Source organism: Bradyrhizobium sp. WSM2254 (genome assembly GCF_000472645.1).
GTDB lineage: Bacteria > Pseudomonadota > Alphaproteobacteria > Rhizobiales > Xanthobacteraceae > Bradyrhizobium > Bradyrhizobium niftali.
Window position 1 is genome coordinate 103,637 of sequence record NZ_AXAB01000029.1, and the last position, 18,159, is coordinate 121,795.

Annotated in this window: 19 protein-coding genes; 11 read left to right on the top strand and 8 right to left on the bottom strand. The window is 65.6% G+C overall.

Annotated features, from left to right (window positions below; genetic code table 11):
* Positions 1 to 9: 9 nt before the first annotated feature.
* The 3 genes from A3M7_RS0122080 to A3M7_RS0122090 form a co-directional block, all read right to left on the bottom strand.
* Positions 10 to 657: a class I SAM-dependent methyltransferase gene (locus tag A3M7_RS0122080; RefSeq protein WP_027545836.1), complete on the bottom strand. Its 648-nt coding sequence runs from the start codon at positions 655 to 657 to the stop codon at positions 10 to 12.
* 111 nt (positions 658 to 768) lie between these two features.
* Positions 769 to 2,145 (bottom strand): HAMP domain-containing sensor histidine kinase, encoded by a 1,377-nt coding sequence (locus A3M7_RS0122085; RefSeq protein WP_027545837.1) that lies wholly within the window; start codon positions 2,143 to 2,145, stop codon positions 769 to 771.
* A complete protein-coding gene (locus tag A3M7_RS0122090; RefSeq protein ID WP_027545838.1) occupies positions 2,142 to 2,816 on the bottom strand; it encodes a response regulator transcription factor in 675 nt (224 codons plus the stop codon). The genes A3M7_RS0122085 and A3M7_RS0122090 overlap by 4 nt, the downstream gene beginning before the upstream one ends.
* A gap of 196 nt (positions 2,817 to 3,012) precedes the next feature.
* On the opposite strand from A3M7_RS0122090, the gene A3M7_RS0122095 reads away from it, so the two are divergent.
* The 4 genes from A3M7_RS0122095 (at position 3,013) to glsA (ending at position 7,488) form a co-directional block, all read left to right on the top strand.
* A complete protein-coding gene (locus tag A3M7_RS0122095; protein ID WP_027545839.1) occupies positions 3,013 to 3,339 on the top strand; it encodes an NIPSNAP family protein in 327 nt (108 codons plus the stop codon).
* Positions 3,340 to 3,454: 115 nt separating this feature from the next.
* Entirely contained in the window at positions 3,455 to 4,303 is an 849-nt protein-coding gene (gene kdsA / locus A3M7_RS0122100) for a 3-deoxy-8-phosphooctulonate synthase (RefSeq protein ID WP_027545840.1), read from the top strand.
* 19 nt (positions 4,304 to 4,322) lie between these two features.
* Complete coding sequence (locus A3M7_RS0122105) at positions 4,323 to 5,507, top strand: MFS transporter (RefSeq protein ID WP_027545841.1); 1,185 nt, start codon at positions 4,323 to 4,325, stop codon at positions 5,505 to 5,507.
* Between the two features lie 106 nt (positions 5,508 to 5,613).
* A complete protein-coding gene (glsA, locus tag A3M7_RS0122110) occupies positions 5,614 to 7,488 on the top strand; it encodes a glutaminase A (protein WP_027545842.1) in 1,875 nt (624 codons plus the stop codon).
* Positions 7,489 to 7,502: 14 nt separating this feature from the next.
* Here glsA and A3M7_RS0122115 read toward each other — a convergent pair whose 3' ends face one another.
* From A3M7_RS0122115 to A3M7_RS0122125, 3 genes are read right to left on the bottom strand one after another with little or no spacing between them, the layout of a single operon-like run.
* Positions 7,503 to 8,312: a substrate-binding domain-containing protein gene (locus tag A3M7_RS0122115; protein WP_027545843.1), complete on the bottom strand. Its 810-nt coding sequence runs from the start codon at positions 8,310 to 8,312 to the stop codon at positions 7,503 to 7,505.
* A 16-nt stretch (positions 8,313 to 8,328) separates the two neighbouring features.
* The gene (gene queF, locus A3M7_RS0122120; protein ID WP_038967228.1) at positions 8,329 to 8,781 is read right to left on the bottom strand and encodes a preQ(1) synthase; all 453 of its coding nucleotides are present in this window, start codon (positions 8,779 to 8,781) and stop codon (positions 8,329 to 8,331) included.
* A 51-nt stretch (positions 8,782 to 8,832) separates the two neighbouring features.
* Complete coding sequence (locus A3M7_RS0122125; protein ID WP_027545844.1) at positions 8,833 to 9,810, bottom strand: lyase; 978 nt, start codon at positions 9,808 to 9,810, stop codon at positions 8,833 to 8,835.
* Between the two features lie 177 nt (positions 9,811 to 9,987).
* Between A3M7_RS0122125 and eno the strand changes: the two genes are divergently transcribed.
* Positions 9,988 to 11,271 carry a phosphopyruvate hydratase gene (gene eno, locus A3M7_RS0122130; RefSeq protein WP_027545845.1) on the top strand — a complete coding sequence of 428 codons (1,284 nt, stop codon included), beginning with the start codon at positions 9,988 to 9,990 and terminating at the stop codon, positions 11,269 to 11,271.
* Between the two features lie 33 nt (positions 11,272 to 11,304).
* The gene (locus tag A3M7_RS0122135) at positions 11,305 to 12,441 is read left to right on the top strand and encodes a zinc-binding dehydrogenase (RefSeq protein WP_027545846.1); all 1,137 of its coding nucleotides are present in this window, start codon (positions 11,305 to 11,307) and stop codon (positions 12,439 to 12,441) included.
* 29 nt (positions 12,442 to 12,470) lie between these two features.
* Here A3M7_RS0122135 and A3M7_RS0122140 read toward each other — a convergent pair whose 3' ends face one another.
* Positions 12,471 to 13,208 (bottom strand): SDR family oxidoreductase, encoded by a 738-nt coding sequence (locus A3M7_RS0122140; protein ID WP_027545847.1) that lies wholly within the window; start codon positions 13,206 to 13,208, stop codon positions 12,471 to 12,473.
* A 98-nt stretch (positions 13,209 to 13,306) separates the two neighbouring features.
* Here A3M7_RS0122140 and A3M7_RS0122145 point away from each other — a divergent pair, with 98 nt between their 5' ends.
* From A3M7_RS0122145 to A3M7_RS0122165, 5 genes are all read left to right on the top strand, one after another.
* Positions 13,307 to 14,287 (top strand): AraC family transcriptional regulator, encoded by a 981-nt coding sequence (locus A3M7_RS0122145; protein ID WP_027545848.1) that lies wholly within the window; start codon positions 13,307 to 13,309, stop codon positions 14,285 to 14,287.
* A gap of 110 nt (positions 14,288 to 14,397) precedes the next feature.
* Positions 14,398 to 15,396 carry an MBL fold metallo-hydrolase gene (locus A3M7_RS0122150; protein ID WP_027545849.1) on the top strand — a complete coding sequence of 333 codons (999 nt, stop codon included), beginning with the start codon at positions 14,398 to 14,400 and terminating at the stop codon, positions 15,394 to 15,396.
* A 274-nt stretch (positions 15,397 to 15,670) separates the two neighbouring features.
* On the top strand, positions 15,671 to 16,222 hold the full coding sequence (locus A3M7_RS0122155) for an NADPH-dependent FMN reductase (protein ID WP_027545850.1): 552 nt from the start codon (positions 15,671 to 15,673) through the stop codon (positions 16,220 to 16,222).
* Between the two features lie 185 nt (positions 16,223 to 16,407).
* Positions 16,408 to 16,725 (top strand): septum formation initiator family protein, encoded by a 318-nt coding sequence (locus tag A3M7_RS0122160; RefSeq protein ID WP_011087554.1) that lies wholly within the window; start codon positions 16,408 to 16,410, stop codon positions 16,723 to 16,725.
* 218 nt (positions 16,726 to 16,943) lie between these two features.
* Positions 16,944 to 17,903, top strand: coding sequence for a GAF domain-containing protein (locus tag A3M7_RS0122165; RefSeq protein ID WP_027545851.1), 960 nt, complete (start codon positions 16,944 to 16,946; stop codon positions 17,901 to 17,903).
* Between the two features lie 37 nt (positions 17,904 to 17,940).
* On the opposite strand, the gene A3M7_RS0122170 is transcribed toward A3M7_RS0122165, so the two are convergent.
* Positions 17,941 to 18,159: integrase core domain-containing protein (locus A3M7_RS0122170; RefSeq protein WP_027545852.1), on the bottom strand; the 219-nt coding region annotated here is incomplete at its 5' end.

Genomic DNA, 18,159 nt, shown 5'->3' on the forward strand with positions numbered 1-18,159 from the left:
CGCGGCGGGTTAGCCGTGCGCGTGATGGATCGGCTCCAACGCGACTCGCGTCGAGGGGGCCGGCGCAAGCGATCCCGTGACCAGCTTCATCTGCGGCCGCCGTGTCAGCTTGTAGACGGCGGCCGGCGGCACGTTCAGCAGGGCGCGATCGACCAGGGTGGCGCGTAAGCCGAGCCGATCGAGAATCGGCCGCGGTACCGGGCAGCTCATGCCGTAGGTGAACTGGTAGAAGGCACCGCCGGGGCGGACGTAGCTGAAAGCGCCGCCGACGATGGAGACGACCTTGCGCGTCGACATGTTGAGCAGCGGCAGGCCGCTCACGACCGCGCCGACCGGCGTGCCGTCATAGAGGCGCTCCGTGGTCAGCCGCCCCGCATCCATCCACAAGACGCGCGCGTTGGGAAAGCGCAATTGCAGGAGCTTCATGAAGTCGGAGCCGTATTCGATCAGCGTGAGGTCCTGCTGGCGCACGCCGCGTTTCAGGAGCTTGTAGGTGAATGCGCCGGTGCCGGGACCGAGCTCGAGGATCGGGCCGCTCGATGCGGAGATCTCCCGCGTGATCAGATCGGCGAGCGCCGCGCCTGATGGCGCGATCGCGCCGACCCGACGCGGGGCCGACATCCAGGACAGGAAGAAGGAGAGGAAATCGTTGGGCATGCGCACTCCGGCATCTTGGTTGCACCTCGAAAGATCAGGGATGAGGCGGATGCAGTGTCACGGCCGTGCATTGCGACAGCATTGCGCTGCGAGAGGCGCAGTCGGATTGATTCAACCCTGCGGGATTGGGCGCAGCGTTATTCTGAAACAGGCGCCGCCATCCGGCCCGTCCGTGACCGAGACGTGGCCGCCATGCAGGTGCACGATCTCGCGCACCATGTTGAGGCCGAGGCCGGCGCCGCGATCGAGCGGCGTCAGCCGATAGAACGGCTCGAAGATCTGCTCGCGTTGTTCGGCGGGAATGCCGGCACCTTCGTCCGTGACTTCGATGCTCGCGGGTCTGCTGACGCGAATGCCGATGGTGCCGCGGCGAGGGCCGTGCTGAATCGCATTTTGCACGAGGTTGGTCAGCGCGCGTTCCAACGCGGCCGCGTCACCGATCGTCTCGATCGGCGTTGTGGGTGCATCGAGCGCCAGCTCGTAGCCGGCCGCAATCGCGAGCGGCGCGAGGTCGGCAGCCGCGCCTTGAGCGACCCGGACGAGATCGACGCGCGCGAACGGATGGCCGCAGCGGTCGAGCCGCTGAATGTCCAGCAACTGCTCGGCAAGCGTCGCCAGCCGCGCGGCATCTTCCAGCAGCCGGGTCTTGTCCGGCCCCGGGGCAAGCGACTCCAGGCGCGTGTTGAGGATCGCAATCGGCGTGCGCAGCTCGTGTGCCGCGTCGGCGACGAAACGCTTGTGGCGGGCATAGCCCTGGTCGAGCCGCGCCAGCGCGTCATTGACCGCGGTCACGAGCGGTACGACCTCCAGCGGAATTCTCTCCACCGACAGGCGCGCGCCGCGCTGGTGGATGTCGATGCGACGCGCCTGGTCCGCGGTCGTATCAAGTCCTCTGAAGGCGCGCTGCACGATCACCGGTGTCGCGATGAAGGTCGCGGTTCCCATCAGAAGCAGGCCAGGCAGCGCGATGCCCAGGAATGCAAGCGATGTCATGACCAGCGCCTTGGCGCCGGTCAGCCGGCCCTGCGTCGCCGTGATGACCTGCACATTGCCGGCCTCGGTGTCGACCCGCTTCAGCCGCGCCGCCGGCTTGCGCGGATCGTCCTCGAACAACTGCCAGCCGAGCCGCGCCTGGCTAATCTGGTCGAGGCCGCCGCCGATCGCGGCGAATTCGGCCGGCACGGCACCTTCGGCGAGCGAATGTCCCTGCCGGTCGCGGACCAGGAACCAGAGGTCTGGTGTCTCGCTACGCAATTGTTTGAGCTCGGGCGTCGGCCGCACGGTCAGGCCGCCCTGTGCGTCGCGCGCGAGTGCGCGCTGCACGACGTCGATCACACGATCCTCGTCGCGCTCGGCGAGCACAAATCCTGACGCGCACAGCGCCCCGACGACGACGGCAACCAGTGCCAGGAGCAGCGCGGCCTGGAGCGAGAGCAGGCGCCAGCTCAGGCGCGAGCGCAGGCAATAGGGATCGTCGTGCCTGCTCATGGCAGCTTCTTCAGGAGATAGCCGACGCCGCGAATGCCGTGGATTTCGATGCCGGCATCCGCCTCGGCGAGCTTGCGGCGCAGCCGCGAAATATGCGTGTCCAGCGCGTTCGACTGGATCTCGTCGTCGAAATTGTAGACGGCCTCTTCCAGCGCCGAGCGTAGCACGGTGCGGCCGAGGCGGCGGATCAGCGCCTCGAGCACCAACAGCTCGCGACGCGGCAGCTCGAACGGCTGGCCGTCGATGCTCGCCTCGCGATGGCCGACATCGAAGGCGAGGCGGCCCGCACGGATGACATCCGGCGTAAGTCCCGCGGGGCGCCGCATCACGGCGCGCAGGCGCGCCAGCAGCTCCTCGACCGCGAACGGCTTGGCCAGATAATCGTCGGCACCGCTGTCGAGCCCGGCGATCCGGTCGGCGAGCTCGCCGCGCGCGGTCAGGACGATGATCGGCACGCCGTCCGCGCGCGCCCGGAGCTTCGGAATCAGTGCAAGGCCGTCGCCGTCGGGGAGTTGGCGGTCGAGCAGGACCGCGACATGGACGTCGGCGGAAATGGCCTCTTCCGCCTCGGCAAGGGTAGGAGCATGGTCTACCACCATGTCGTAGCGCTTCAGCGCTGACGCCAGCGCGCCGGCCATCTCCGCCTCATCCTCGACAAGCAAAATCCGCATGATCCGGCACCTGGGCTTCAACCAAAGCCATTCTAGCGGCCCGATCATTGCGGCAGCATTGCGGGAGCCCGACGTGGTGCGTCGTCGAAGGCTGTCTAGCCATGCGCGAAACGCCACCGGGGTGGCCGGGCAGGGCTCAAGACATGGTCATGGCCAGCCGTTATAACCGCCCGATCTGTTCGGGGAGGAAGCAAGAATGATCTATGAAATGCGCGTCTATCGCTGCGTGCCCGGCCGCTTGCCGGCGCTCTTGAAGCGGTTCGAGACGGCGACGCTGAAGATCTGGGAAAAGCACGGCATCCGCCAGGCTGGATTCTTCACCACGCTGATCGGTGAATCCAGCCAGGAGCTGACCTATTTCCTCGCCTGGGAGTCACTCGCCGAGCGCGAGAAGAAGTGGGGCGCGTTCGTGACCGATCCGGACTGGCACGAGGCGCGGGCGAAGTCGGAGGCGGACGGCCAGATCGTCGGCAATATCGTCAGCCAGCTCCTGACGCCGACCGCTTTCTCGGCGGTGAAATAGCGCCGGCGGCGCCCGCGGAACTTCGGCGCAACCCTGATATTCTGACAGCCCGGGCCGAATGGGGTTGATCCGACCCCGATGGCGGCTATGGTCGCGCGGAAACGAGGGATTTGCCTTGAGCTCTTCGACGTCAGCGGCGCCGGTTGTCACCATCGGTACGGTCAAGTTCGGCAATGATCTGCCGATCTCGATCATTGCAGGGCCCTGCCAGCTCGAAAGCCGCCAGCATGCGTTGGAGGTGGCCTCCGCGCTGAAGGAGATCGCCGCGCGGCTGAACGTCGGCCTCGTCTACAAGACGTCGTTCGACAAGGCCAACCGCACCAGCGCGTCGGCGGCGCGCGGGCTCGGGCTCGCGCAGTCGCTGCCAATCTTCGCGGAGATCCGATCCTCGCTCGGCCTGCCGGTGCTGACCGACGTGCACGAGGCCACGCAATGCGCAGAGGTTGCGCAGGCCGTGGACATCCTGCAGATCCCCGCCTTCCTGTGCCGGCAGACCGATCTGCTGCTGGCGGCGGCCGCGACCGGCAAGGTCGTCAACGTCAAGAAGGGCCAGTTCCTGGCGCCCTGGGACATGGCGAACGTTGTCGCCAAGATCACGAGCGCGAACAATCCGAACGTGCTCGTCACCGAGCGCGGCGCCTCCTTCGGCTACAACACGCTGGTCTCCGACATGCGCGCGCTGCCGATCCTGGCGCGCACCACCGGCGCGCCCGTGATCTTCGACGCCACCCATTCGGTGCAGCAGCCGGGCGGGAAGGGGACGTCCTCCGGCGGCGAGCGCGAATTCGTGCCGGTACTTGCGCGCGCGGCGGTCGCGGTCGGCGTCGCCGGCGTCTTCATCGAGACCCATCCCGATCCCGATAGCGCGCCTTCCGACGGCCCCAACATGGTGCCGCTGCGCGAGTTCGAAGGGCTGATCCGCAGGCTGATGGCGTTCGACGCGCTCGCAAAGAATCCGCGCTGATGCGCAAGGCGAGGCGCGGCTGCACGATCACGGTCTGCCGGCCGCGCTCTACGTCATCTCCGGCGCGAGCTTCGCCGCCGCGCTGTCGGCGCGCGCGCTCGATCCGGTGCTGCCGCATGTCGCCGAGGATTTTGGCGTCAGCATCGCGACCGCCGCGGGCTTTGCCGCGGTGTTCGCTTTCACCTTCTCGATCATCCAGCCGATCGTCGGCGCGGCCGCCGACCTGTTCGGCAAGACGCGGCTGATGATCGGCTGCCTCGCGCTGCTCGGGCTTGCCAATATTCTCGGCGCGCTCTCGACCTCGTTCTCGGTTCTGTTTGCGACCCGCGTCCTTGCCGGCATCGGCTCGGGCGGCGTGTTTCCGGTGGCGCTCAGCCTGACCAGCGACCTGGTCGGTCCGGAGAAGCGACAGGTCGCGATCAGCCGCACGCTCGCCGGCGCCATGACCGGCAATCTGCTCGGTGCCTCGGCCTCGGGCCTGATCGGCGACTTCCTCGGCTGGCGCGGCGTGCTGGCGGTGCTCGGCGTGCTCGTGATCGTTGCCTCGATCGCGGTTGCCGCCGGCTTTCGCGGCGCCAAGGTCAAGCATCCGCCGAAGACGAGCCTGTCGGCGCTGAGGGCCGGCTATCGCACCATCTTCACCAACCCCAATGCCTATGTGTGCTATTCGGCGGTGTTCGTCGAAGGCTGCTGCGTGCTCGGCCTGTTTCCCTATATCGCCTCGTTCCTGTTCGAGCTCGGCCAGACCTCGCTCTCGATCGCCGGCATCGTCATCGCGGGCTTCGCGGTCGGCGGCCTGTTCTACACGCTGACGGTGTCGCGCCTGTTGCCGTGGCTCGGCATGAAGGGAATGATGATCGCGGGCATGACGCTGGTGGCCTCGCAGCTCGTCGCTGTGGCCTTCGGTCCGCGCTGGGAAGTGCAGGCGCTGAACCTCGTCGTCATGGGCTGGGGCTTCTACATCGCCCATGGCTGCCTCCAGGTGTTCGCCAGCGAGCTCTCGGTCGAGGCGCGCGCCACCGCGCTGTCGCTCCATTCGTTCTTCTTCTTCATGGGTCAGACGGTCGGGCCGCTCGCCTACGGCTTCGGCCTCCAGCACGGCGGCAAGATGCCGACGCTGTTCGCAAGCGCCGCGATCATGGTGGTCCTCGGCATCATCTGCGCCCGGTTGCTCAAGCCGCGTGCACCATCCGACGCGCGCTGAGGTTCTATTCGGTCCCTGAAAGGGGCGCGCCCCACCACGACACCGTCGGCCCCGTATACATGGCACACGAATTGCTTTGATTCTGGGCAAATCGAGGTGCGAGACCGTGGACGCCCAGCCCACCCGTTTGCCCAGCGTAGCCGGCGCGACCCGGTCGGCCGGATATCCCACCAGGCCGCCACTGCGGCGTTTCCTGACCGATTGCTACGAGGAATTCAGGAGCGACGGTTCGGGCGAGCTTGCCGATTACATCCCCGAGCTGAAGCGCGCCAACCCCGATCATTTCGGCATCGCGCTCGTCACCATCGACGGCTATGTCTACGAGGTCGGCGACAGCGCGGTGCCGTTCACGATCCAGTCGGTCTCGAAGGCCTTCGTGTTCGCACTGGCGCTGGAGACGGTGGGCGAGGAGCGCGTCTCGGCCACCATCGGCGTCGAGCCGAGCGGCGAGGCCTTCAATTCGATCCGGCTCACCAACGACAACCGTCCCTTCAACCCCATGGTCAATGCCGGTGCGATTGCCTGCTCGGGCCTGATCTACGAGGTGGACGGCAAGGGCGCTTTCGAACGCGTCCGCTCCAAACTCAGCGAGTTCGCCGGGCGCGAGCTCGGCGTCGACGAGGCCGTGCATGCCTCGGAGACCGCGACCGGCAACCGCAACCGCGCGATCGCGTGGCTGCTCCGCAACTACGCGGTGCTGCCGGACGACGTCGACGCCGTGCTCGACGTCTATTTCCGCCAATGCGCGATCCTGGTGACGGCGCGCGACCTGGCGGTGATGGCGGCAACTCTCGCCAACCGCGGCATCAATCCGGTGACGGGCGCGCAGGTGATCACGCCGCACATCGTCGCCCGCACGCTGTCGGTAATGACGAGCTCGGGCATGTACGACTATGCGGGCGAGTGGACCTATCGCGTCGGCATCCCCGCCAAGAGCGGCGTCGGCGGCGGCATCGTCGCGGCGCTGCCCTCGCAACTGGGACTGGGCACCTTCTCGCCGCTGCTCGACAATCACTTCAACAGCGTGCGCGGCCTGAAGGTCTGCGAGGCGCTGTCGGCGCGGTTCGATCTGCACATGCTCAACCGCAATGCCGACGTCCGCACCAGCATCATGGCGGACTACGACGTCTACGGCATCTCCTCGCGCCGCAGTCGCCAGCCGCACGAGCAGCAGATCCTCGACGAGCGTCACAGCGACATCCGAATCCTCGAGCTCGTCGGCGCGCTGAATTTCGGCACCATCGATTACGTCACGCGAAGACTCAGCAGTGAGCCGCCGAACGCGCCGCTATTGATCATCGATTTCCGCCGCGTGCCCGACATCACCGCGGCCGGTGCGGAGCTCCTGGGCGAGACGCTGACGGCGCTCGGCAATGCCGGCGTCACCGCGATTCTGTCCGGCCTCGAGGAGACCTCCGCGGTCTGGGCCGCGATCTCCGCGCGCATGGGGGATCCGCGACGGCTGCGTCGCTTCGCGCTGCTCGACGATGCCATCGAATGGGCCGAGGACCAGGTGATCTACCGCTTCGGCGGCTTCACCGACGTGAAGGAGAGCGCGCATCTCGGCGAGCAGGCGCTGCTGGCCGAGCTCGACGCGGACGAGATCGCCGCGATCGTGAAACTATCGACCACGCGCCACTACGCCGCCGGCCAGCGCATCATCGCCGCCGGCGAGCCCGCCAATTCGCTGTTCTTTCTCCAGAGTGGCATGGTCAGCGTGAAGCTGCGGAGCGGGGTGCGGCTGGCCTCGCTCGGTCCCGGCATGGAGTTCGGCGAGATGGCGATCCTGGAGAGAACCCGCAGCGCCGACGTGTTTGCCGATACGCCAGTTGCCTGCCTCGAACTGCCGCTCGACCGCTTTGCCGACTACCGCCGCCTGCACCCGGAGACGTCGCTGAAGATCATGCGCAACCTCGCCGCGATCCTGGCGCGGCGGCTGGTTCTCGCGAATGCCAAGGTGGATCTGCTGAGCGCGTATTAGGGGGCGGGGCCTCCCTAATTCGCACCACCAGCGGGGATCGGCTCCATGCCGCTCGCAATGATCGTGTCGCGGGCGGCGGGGGAGGCGAGGAACTTGATCAAGGCCCGGCCAGCATCGGGCTCTTTCGAAACGGTCGCGATGCCGGCTGAGAAGATCGTGATCTTCTGCAATTCGCTCGGCAGCGGTCCGACGATATCGATGCCCTGCACCGGCTTCAGCTCGCTGATCTGCTGAAAGCCCAGTTCGGCCTCACCATGTGCGACGATCTCGCCGACCGGCGTGGCCGGGATCTTGCGCGCCTTGTCCTTCATGACATCGGCAATGCCGAGCTTGTCGAACATCTCGGTCGAGACGTAGACGCCGCTGGCGCTATCCGAGTAAGCGATTGTCTTCGCCGCCAGCAGCGCACGCTTGACGGCTTCCACCGAGCTGATGTCCGGCTTCGGCGCGCCCGACTTCACGGCAATCCCGATCGGCGATCTGGTCAGATCGACCTGGCTGCCGGCAACGACCTTACCCTTGCCGGCGAGGTCGGTGAGGGCATAGCCCACCATGATCAGGACATCGGCCGGCTCGCCCCGCTCCAGCCGGACCGGGATCGCATTGGTGGTGGTGCCCATCGACGGCCCGAACGCCGTCAGCACCTTGTGACCGGTGGCTTTCTCGAACTCCGGCACGAGCGCCTGATAGGCAGCCGTCAGTCCGCCGGAAATCATCACCCGGACCTCGGCAGCGTCGGACGCGCCAGTCAGCCACAGGAGGCCCAAAAGGCCCAAGGAAAGGTTCAAGGCAAGGTTACGGAATGTTGCTGATGTCGATTTCATTGTCGTTCGTGTCCAACTAACCCCTGCCGCGATAGGGCGCGACGCCTTGCTCCGGGACCCACAGGCCCTTCGGCACCCGGCCGGTCTGCCAGAACACGTCGATCGGGATGCCGCCGCGCGGATACCAGTAGCCGCCGATGCGGAGCCATTTCGGCTTGATCTCCGAGGCGATGCGCTTGCCGATCATCACGGTGCAATCCTCGTGGAAGGCGCCGTGATTGCGGAAGCTCGCGATGTAGAGTTTCAGCGATTTCGACTCCAGCAGCCACGGGCCGGGCGCGTAGTCGATCATCAGATGCGCGAAATCCGGTTGTCCCGTGACCGGGCACAGCGAGGTGAATTCCGGCACGGTGAAGCGCACCAGATAGTCGGTGCCCTTTTGCGGATTGGGCACGCGGTCGAGCTGGGCTTCTTCCGGTGTGTGCGGCCATTCGACCGCGCGGCCGAGCTGGAGGGATTTTTTCGCCATCGTCGTCACATCCTTTTGCGGATGCCGGGATGGACGCAATTGGAGCTGCCGTCAACCAGTGGCGATGGTCTGGATCATGACGATCCGGTCGTTGCCGGACTCGCAGCCCCAGAGCTCGCCCGGCCTGCCGTCGAGCTGGCGGACATTGGCATTTGGCTTGTCGCTGGCGAAGACGTTGAACCGCTCGGTCGCGGGATCGAAGCGGACGATGGCATTGGCGGAGAAATCGGTCAGCCAGACCTTGTCCTTGTCATCGACATAAACCGCGTAGGTGCGGGGACGCTCGCCCGGCAGCTTCCAGGTCTTCCAGGAGCCGTCAGCGGGATCGTGCACCGACACATGGCCGCTGTTCCACTCGCTGACCCAGATCCGGCTCTTCGAATCCGACCAGACGCGCCGCGATCCCTGGCTCGGCGTCGGCGGCTCGACCACATTGGCGTTGCCGGTCGCAAGATCGATCTTCGCGATATAGCTGCCGGCGAGCGAGGCGTACCAGACGTCGCCCTTGGGCGTCACCGTTATGCCATAGGGGCCGACGCCCTTGGGCGCCCGGAACACGCTCATCTCGCCCGACTTGGGCGCAAGCCTGCCGTAATAGCCGGACTGGCCGGTGAACCAGTAGGTGCCGTCCTTGCCGAACACGCCGGTATTGAGATTGGCGGAGGCGAATTTTTCGGGCAGGCGGAACAGCGTGACCTTGAGGTCCTTGGGGTCCACCCGCGCGATCGCGTTCTGGCCGCCCTCGGTGATCCAGGGCGCGCCATCGGGGCCGATCGTCACGCCATGCGGCGCAGCGCCCTGGCCGAGGCTGACGGTCTTGAAGGTGCCATCCTTCGGATCGAGCCTGCCGAGCATGCCCTTGCCCTGCGCGGTGAACCAGACCGTGCCGTCGGGAGCCGGGGCGAGGTCGTGCAGGCCGATCCCGGCATTGATGGGGAAATATTTTGTCCGGAACGGGCCTTCCTGCGCAAAAGATGGGCGAACGGCGAGGAGGGCGGCGCTGGAGCCGAGAAACTGGCGGCGATTCATGGCGTTACCCCGACTGCTTCAGATTGAGGTTGGACGCGCGGACCAGATGCCGTCAAGTTTAGTCCTGGGCACATCGCGCGTCAGTCGAAGGACGCCGTCCAAGCGTTCACATTTGCTTGCGCTCCGTGTAAGACCCGCGGCGAACCGATCAAATCTAACGAACGGAAGTGCAACATCATGACCGCCATCATCGACATCATCGGCCGCGAAATCCTCGACAGCCGTGGCAATCCCACCGTCGAGGTCGACGTCATGCTGGAAGATGGCGCGCTCGGCCGCGCCGCGGTGCCATCAGGCGCCTCCACCGGCGCCCATGAGGCGGTGGAACTGCGCGACGGCGACAAGGCCCGCTACCTCGGCAAGGGCGTCACCAAGGCGGTCGGCGCCGTCAACGGCGAGATCTTCGAGGCCTTGAGCGGCCTCGATGTCGAGCAGCAGGCGCAGATCGACCAGATCATGATCGATCTCGACGGCACACCGAACAAGAGCCGGCTCGGCGCCAACGCCATCCTCGGCGTCTCGCTCGCCTGCGCCAAGGCGGCCGCGAACTCGCTCGACATGCCGCTCTACCGTTACGTCGGCGGCACCTCGGCGCGGCTGTTGCCGGTGCCGATGATGAACATCATCAATGGCGGCGTGCATGCCGACAACCCGATCGACTTCCAGGAGTTCATGATCCTGCCGGTCGGCGCGTCGAGCTTTGCCGAGGGCCTGCGTTACGGCGCGGAGGTTTTCCACACGCTGAAGTCGGAGCTGAAGAAGGCCGGCCACAACACCAATGTCGGCGACGAGGGCGGCTTTGCCCCGAACCTGCCGTCGGCGGACGCCGCGCTCGAATTCGTCATGAACGCGATCGGCAAGGCCGGTTTCAAGGCGGGCAGCGACATCGTGATCGGCCTCGACTGCGCCTCGACCGAGTTCTTTAAGGGCGGCAAATACGTCTATGAAGGCGAGGGCAAGACCCGTTCGATCTCCGAGCAGGCCAAGTACCTTGCAGACCTGGTTGCGCGTTATCCGATCGTGACCATCGAGGACGGCATGTCGGAAGACGACATGGACGGCTGGAAGGAGCTCACCGATCTCATCGGCAGGAAGTGCCAGCTCGTCGGCGACGATCTCTTCGTCACCAACGTCAAGCGCCTCGCCGAAGGCATCAAGGCGGGCCGGGCCAACTCGATCCTGATCAAGGTCAACCAGATCGGCACGCTGACCGAGACGCTCGCCGCCGTCGAGATGGCGCACAAGGCCGGCTACACCTCCGTCATGTCGCACCGCTCCGGTGAGACCGAGGATTCCACCATCGCCGACCTCGCGGTGGCCACCAACTGCGGTCAGATCAAGACCGGCTCGCTGGCGCGTTCCGACCGCACCGCCAAATACAATCAGCTCCTGCGTATCGAGCAGCAGCTCGGCAAGCAGGCGCTCTACGGCGGCAAGGCGGCACTGAAGGCGCTGACATAAGCCAGCGCTTCGACAAGGACAGGGAGGATCGACATGAGCGATGGCAACACCGGACTGCAACTGCGTTCGCTGATCAAGGCGAGTGGCGAGCTCGAGATCTCGCTTCTCGACGTGCCGACCCCCGAGCCCGCCGAGGACGAGGTCGTCGTCCGCGTCGAGGCGGCGCCGATCAACCCGTCGGATCTCGGTCTGCTCGTCGGCGCCGCCGACATGAGCACGGCGAAGGCCTCCGGCACGAAGCAGGCGCCCGTCATCACCGCGAAAGTGCCTGACGGTGCGATGCGCGCGATGGGGGCGCGGCTCGACCAATCCCTGCCGGTCGGCAATGAAGGTGCCGGCGTCGTCATCAAGACCGGCTCGTCGGACGCTGCGAAGGCGCTGATGGGCAAGACGGTCGCGATGATCGGTGGCGCCATGTACTCGCAATACCGGACCCTGAAGGCGAGGGACTGCCAGCCATTGCCTGACGGCACGACGGCGGCGGAGGGCGCGTCCTGGTTCGTCAATCCGCTCACCGCGCTCGGCATGACCGAGACCATGCGGCGCGAAGGCCACAAGGCGCTGGTGCATACCGCGGCCGCCTCCAATCTCGGGCAGATGCTGAACAAGATCTGCATCAAGGACGGCATCCCGCTCGTCAACATCGTGCGCAGCAAGGAGCAGGCAGAGATCCTGAACAAGATCGGCGCCAAATACGTCGTCGACTCCAGCGTGCCGAGCTTCCTCGACGATCTCACGGCCGCGCTGGTCGAGACCGGCGCCACCATCGCGTTCGATGCCATCGGCGGCGGCAAGCTTGCCGGCGACATCCTCAACTGCATGGAAATCGCGATCAACAAGACCGCCAAGGAATACAGCCGCTACGGCTCCAGCGTGCACAAGCAGGTCTATGTCTACGGCGCGCTGGATATCCGTCCGATCGAATTGCCGCGCGGCTTCGGCATGGCCTGGGGCGTCGGCGGTTGGCTGCTGACCCCGTTCCTCCAGAAGATCGGTCCGGCCGACATCGGACGGCTGCGCCAGCGCGTCGTGAATGAATTGAAGACCACCTTCGCCAGCCACTACACCAAGGTGGTGTCGCTTCCCGAGGCGCTCGATCCCGCCAACATCGCGGTCTACGCCAAACGGGCCACCGGCGAAAAATTCCTCATCAACCCGAATAAGTCGTGACGAGCGACGGCGTCCAGGCCTGATCGAATCTATGCCTGGGCCGTGGGGCGAATGACGATCTCGCCGACGTCCACGCTATCCGGCTGCGCTATCGCGAAGGCCATCGCCTCCGCGATGGCGCTCGCCGGAATGGCCATCGCCTTCATGCTTGCCTGCCCTTGCTCCCGTAATGCGGAATCCGTCATGGACGACGGCAGTTCGGTGTCGACATAACCGGGGGAGATGGTCGTCACCCGAAGCGACGGGCCGGCCTCCTGACGAAGCCCTTCGGAAATCGCCCTGACGGCATTCTTCGACCCCGCATAGACGGCCATTGTCGGAACGATCTTGAGGCCGGCGGTCGACAGGGTGTTGACGAAATGGCCGAAGCCCTGACGACGAAAGACGGGCAGGGCCGCGGCGATCCCGTAGAGCACGCCCTTCACGTTCACGTCGATCATGTCGTCCCAGTCGTCGACCCTCAGATCGTCCAGGCGCGAAATCGGGGCAATCCCCGCATTGTTGATCAGGACGTCCAGCTTCCCGTATCGGTCCGTTGCCAGTCCGACGAGCCCGGCGACATCCTCGCGTTGCCTGACGTCGGTGACGAGGTACGACGCCTGTCCGCCCTTTGACGCGATGCCCGCGGCCAGCATCTCCAGCCGGTCGGCGCGCCGTGCGCCGAGGACCACGATGGCGCCACGTTCCGCGAGATGCCGGGCGGCGGCTGCGCCTATTCCGCTGCTGGCGCCCGTGATGGCGATGACTTTGCCTGCGATGCCCGTCATAGATGTTCCATGCAATTCGTTGCGAGATGAACTTCGCATCGGAAGCGAGGATGATCTATGCTCGAAGTGCTCGAAAATCGTCGAGATCGGATCAAGCCTTGGACAAACCCTCGGATAGGCACGAGACCTCGGGCAACACCTCGGACCCGCTGTCTCAGGTCTTCTCGCTCCTGAACGTTCGCGCTGCGCGTTGCACGAGGTTCGAGGCGGGTGGCAATTGGTCGTATCGGTTCCCGGCCAAACCCGCCCTGAAGTTCGGCGCGGTCATCCGAGGTGATTGCTGGATCGATTTCGGTGACGAGGCCCATCATCGGCTTGTCACCGGCGACTGCTTTCTTCTGGCCAATGCGCCAGCCTATGTTCTGGCCAACGACCAACGCCTTGCTCCCGATGACGGTATAGCGGCGTTCGATTGGACGCAGTCGGATGTCGCGCGTCACGTGGGCAGCGATACCGTTCTGCTTGCCGGCAGTTTCGGTTTCGAAGCGTCGGACGCCGGATTGCTGCTCGATGCGCTTCCTCGCTTTCTGCTCATACCGTCGCGCAGTCCGTCGGCCCCCATCATTCATTCCACGCTCGGGATTCTCGACCTTGAAATCAGGGGGACGGGAATCGGAGCCGCCGTACTCACCGACAGGCTTGCCGACGTCCTGCTCGTCCAGGTGCTCCGCGCGGCGCTGGATCAGAGTGCCGGCGAGGGTTTGGGATGGATCAACGCGCTGGTCGATGCCAGGATCGGCAAGGCCATCAGGCTGATGCACGAAGACGCCGCTCACCCCTGGACCCTGGAAGCATTGGCCGACGCGATCGCCATGTCGCGATCCGCGTTTTCGAAGCGGTTCAAGTCGCTGGTGGGGCTGGCGCCGCTCGACTACCTGCTTCGATGGCGAATGCGACTTGCACGCGATCAGCTGCGACGTGGAGCGACCGTTTCGGCAACGGCCGCGCAGCTTGGATACTCGTCGGAGAGCGCCTTCGGACATGCCTTCAAGCGAGTCTATGGCCATGCACCGAAGCGGTACTGGCGCGGACAGGCCACGGGCGAAAAATTCCCCAACGCCCCAAATAAATTGTCGTGATCTGCGACGGCACCTCACCGAAGGAAGGTCTTGCCTTCTGAGCGAAGCCGGGGATTATTCCGCCGCCATTGAAAGCGGAAAACCGCAAGGGCTCAGAAGGGGACCTCTCCATGACCGATCTCAATCGCCGTCATCTGCTCGCAGGCGCCGCCGCCATCGGTGCGGCGGCCGCCACCGGACTTCGACCGACCATTGCCAACGCCTCAGTGCCGCAAAGCGGGACGCAGGCACCCGGCTTCTATCGCTACAAGGTCGGCAGCTTCGAGTGCACCTCGATCAATGATGGCGCGCGCACCTTCCCGATGCCGGACAAGTTCGTTGTCAACGTCCCGAAGGAAGAAGCCGCAGCCGCCGGCGAGGCCGCCTACATGCCCAAAGGCATGGTCACGGTGCCGTTCAACCCGCAGCTCATCAATACCGGCTCCAAGCTGGTGCTGATCGACACAGGAAATGGAGTCGCCAACCTGGAGCCGAGCAAGGGTGCGGTCGGCCGTACGCTGCAGAACCTCCAGGCCGCCGGCGTCGATCCCAAGAGCATCGACGTCGTGCTGCTCTCGCATCTGCATCCCGACCACACCAACGGCATTCGCCTCGCCGACGGCGCGCTCGCATTCCCGAATGCGGAGATCATGGTGCCCGGCAAGGACTGGGAGTTCTGGACCAGCGAGGACAACGCCGCCAAGGCCGAGTCCAACGCGATGATGAAGAACTACTTCGCCAACGTGAAGAAGACCTTCGCCGGCCTCGAATCCAAGGTCACCAAGTACGAGTGGGGCAAGGAGGTCGCGCCCGGCATCACCTCGATCGCGACGCCCGGCCATACGCCCGGCCACACCTCGTTTGCGGTCGCGTCCGGCGATGCCAAGGTGTTGATCCAGTCCGATGTCACCAACATTCCGGAGTTCTTCCTGCGCAATCCGGACTGGCACGTGGTGTTCGACAACGACGCCGCGATGGCGCAGGAGACGCGCCACAAATTCTACGACATGGCGGCGGCCGAGAAGGCGACGGTGATCGGCTTCCACTTCACCTTCCCCTCGGTCGGCCATGTCGAGAAGGACGGCGCCAAGTATCGTCTGATCCCGTCGGCCTGGAATCCGACGATCTGATCCCGGTTGCGGAATTGCTCGAAACATCAGGCCGCCGCTGGGCAGCCTGATTGTTTTGGGTCGTAGCCCGGATGGAGCGAAGCGTAATCCGGGACCGGCGGAACTTGGGGGCACGACCCCGGATTGCGCTGCGCTCCATCCGGGCTACAGCCCTCAATGTCCCCTTTCGCGAAACTCAATGTTTCCAAATCGGACCGGTTCATGCACTTGCATCCATTGGTCCGGATCGCTTAAGTGCCGCCCGGCACTCCCGCTCAAGTTCTGAGGACACTCCATGGCCTACAATATCGTCGTGATCGCCGGCAGCCTGCGCAAGGACAGTTTTTCGCTGAAGATCGCCAATGCGCTCGCCAAGCTCGCGCCGGCCTCGCTCAAGCTCGAGGTCGTCACGCCGGCGGGTATCTCCTTCTTCAACCAGGACCTCGAGGGCGCGCCGCCCGCGGACTGGCTGGCCTTCCGCGACAAGCTCCAGAAGTCGGACGGCGTTCTGTTCGTCACCCCGGAATACAATCGCGCCATCCCGGGCGTCCTGAAGAACGCCATCGACGTCGCCTCGCGCCCCTATGGCAAGAGCTCGTTCAACGGCAAGCCGGTCGGCATCATCTCGAACTCGCCGGGTCCGCTCGGCGGCGTCAGCGCGGCCAAGACGCTCCAGAACATCCTGCCGGGCATTGCCGGCCCGATTATGCAGCAGCCCGAGATCTACCTAAACGCGGTTGGCGACGCCTTCGATGCGGAGGGCAATCTGACCAAGGACTCGCTGAAGGGCGTGCTGCAGGCCTACATCGACGCCTATGCGGCGCACGTCGCGAAGCACCACGGCTAAGGCCAAGCACTCTCCGTCATGGCCGGGCAAAAGCGCGAAGCGCGTCTTCGCGCTAGACGTCCCGGCCATCCACGACTTTGGACCGAGCGACGAAGAACGTGGATGCCCGGGACAAGCCCGGGCATGACGACTGGTGGTGGGGCTGCTTTAGCGCTCCCTTAACCAAACTCCCCCATCTTCCGAAGATGGTTTCCCGCGCGCGCCTCAAATCGATCCTGACCGGTCTCGCCCTCTACGCGATGGCGGCCGCCATCGTCGGCTATTTCGGCGTCAACGCCTATACCGGCAAATACGGCCTCAACGCCCGCCAGGAACTCGACCAGGAGATCATCGCGCTCACGAGCGAACTGGCCCAGCTCAAGCGCGAGCGCGCCAGGAGCGAGCAGCGCGTCTCGCTGCTGCGTTCCGCGAGGATCGATCCCGACATGCTGGACGAGCGGGCGCGCTTCCAGCTCGATTATGTCAATCCGCGCGATCTCGTTCGGATGATCCCGCCGAACTAGCGCTTGCGCGGGTTTCGAAACCGGTATCGAAAGCCGGCGCCGAGCCCGGCTGCCTCCTTCTCCATCACGCCAAAGTCGCAAGACCTCAGTCGCTTTGCCGCCTTGACGCAGCGGCGCCGGCGAGGGCATGGCTTGTGCGGCGCACTGCTCCCCAGGATTGACGGAGATCAATCAGGCCGCGCCGGCACGTCGTAGATTGCCACCCGGAGGAAACGGTGATGAATGGGTCAATGCCCCAGCATCACGCGGCTCGTGTCGAAGCCGCTATTGCATCAGGCCAGGCGGCTCGCTCCGCGCTCGTGGCCTCCTGGCGCCGTTCGTCCCGATTGCATCATCTCGACCCCTCCGGCCGGGGCCTGCCCCAGCGGCTGACCGACGCGGAACTCCGCGAGGCGCGCGAGCGTATCGCGCCGCTGCTCGCCGCTGCGCAAGGCGCGATGGACCGGCTCTACCAGGCGGTTGGCGCCGCCGGCTGCTGCGTGCTGCTGGCTGACGGCGAGGGGGTGCCGGTCGATCGTCGCGGCACGCCGGCGGACGACACCACCTTTCAATCGTGGGGGCTGTGGACCGGTGCGCTCTGGAGCGAGGAGCACGAGGGCACCAATGGCATCGGCACCTGTGTCGTCGAACAGCGGCCGCTGACGATCGATCGCGACCAGCACTTCTTCACGCGCAACACGCTGTTGAGCTGCACCGCCGTTCCGATCTACGACCACGAGGCGGCGTTTGCCGGCGTGCTCGACGTCTCCTCCTGCCGCGCCGACCGGACCGACGCGTTTTCCAATCTGATCGCGCTTGCGGCGGGCGAGGCGGCAAGGCGCATCGAGGCCGACTTGTTCCGCCGGGCTTTCGCCCATGCCCGCATCGTGCTGACGTACGCTGCGGACGGCCAGTGCAGCGGCCTCGTCGCGGTCGATGCGGACGACCTCGTGATCGGCGCGACCCGCTCCGCCCGGGTGGGACTGGGGCTCGCGCCCGGCCGGGCGTTGCGTCCTGTGCCCGCGGCCGATCTTCTTGGCGGCGATACGGCGCGCGACCACCTCGCAGGCGGTCAGCGTGCGGTGTTGCAGCGGGCGCTGCTGCGCGCGGGCGGCAATGTTTCGGCGGCCGCCAAAGCCCTCGGCGTCAGCCGCGCCACGCTGCACAGGAAGCTGAAGCGGTTCGAGCTGAACCACTGAGGGCCGCAGTCTCCTCAGCCGTCATTGCTGTCGATGTTCAATAATTCGCTGATTGGATCGGGGTGGCCTTGGTAGCGGCGAAGGCCTTGGGAGTTTGTCCTGCCAAGGCCTGATGGGGTCTGTGGTTGTTGTAGTAGACGAGGTACTCGAACAGTTCTTTGGCGAAGTGGTCGAGATGGTCGAAGGTCGCGCCTTCGATGACGTCCTCATCGAGGGTGCGCCAGAAGCGTTCGACTTTGCCATTGGTCTGCGGCCG

Excerpts from the sequence above, each read along its gene's own strand:
- A3M7_RS0122135 (WP_027545846.1), top strand. The coding sequence starts at position 11,305 with ATGAGCGATGGCAACACCGGACTGCAACTGCGTTCGCTGATCAAGGCG.
- A3M7_RS0122155 (WP_027545850.1), top strand. The coding sequence starts at position 15,671 with ATGGCCTACAATATCGTCGTGATCGCCGGCAGCCTGCGCAAGGACAGT.
- A3M7_RS0122125 (WP_027545844.1), bottom strand. The coding sequence starts at position 9,810 with ATGAATCGCCGCCAGTTTCTCGGCTCCAGCGCCGCCCTCCTCGCCGTT.
- queF (WP_038967228.1), bottom strand. The coding sequence starts at position 8,781 with ATGGCGAAAAAATCCCTCCAGCTCGGCCGCGCGGTCGAATGGCCGCAC.
- A3M7_RS0122115 (WP_027545843.1), bottom strand. The coding sequence starts at position 8,312 with ATGAAATCGACATCAGCAACATTCCGTAACCTTGCCTTGAACCTTTCC.
- A3M7_RS0122140 (WP_027545847.1), bottom strand. The coding sequence starts at position 13,208 with ATGACGGGCATCGCAGGCAAAGTCATCGCCATCACGGGCGCCAGCAGC.
- eno (WP_027545845.1), top strand. The coding sequence starts at position 9,988 with ATGACCGCCATCATCGACATCATCGGCCGCGAAATCCTCGACAGCCGT.
- A3M7_RS0122160 (WP_011087554.1), top strand. The coding sequence starts at position 16,408 with ATGGTTTCCCGCGCGCGCCTCAAATCGATCCTGACCGGTCTCGCCCTC.
- A3M7_RS0122095 (WP_027545839.1), top strand. The coding sequence starts at position 3,013 with ATGATCTATGAAATGCGCGTCTATCGCTGCGTGCCCGGCCGCTTGCCG.
- A3M7_RS0122085 (WP_027545837.1), bottom strand. The coding sequence starts at position 2,145 with ATGAGCAGGCACGACGATCCCTATTGCCTGCGCTCGCGCCTGAGCTGG.
- A3M7_RS0122090 (WP_027545838.1), bottom strand. The coding sequence starts at position 2,816 with ATGCGGATTTTGCTTGTCGAGGATGAGGCGGAGATGGCCGGCGCGCTG.
- A3M7_RS0122080 (WP_027545836.1), bottom strand. The coding sequence starts at position 657 with ATGCCCAACGATTTCCTCTCCTTCTTCCTGTCCTGGATGTCGGCCCCG.
- A3M7_RS0122150 (WP_027545849.1), top strand. The coding sequence starts at position 14,398 with ATGACCGATCTCAATCGCCGTCATCTGCTCGCAGGCGCCGCCGCCATC.
- A3M7_RS0122165 (WP_027545851.1), top strand. The coding sequence starts at position 16,944 with ATGAATGGGTCAATGCCCCAGCATCACGCGGCTCGTGTCGAAGCCGCT.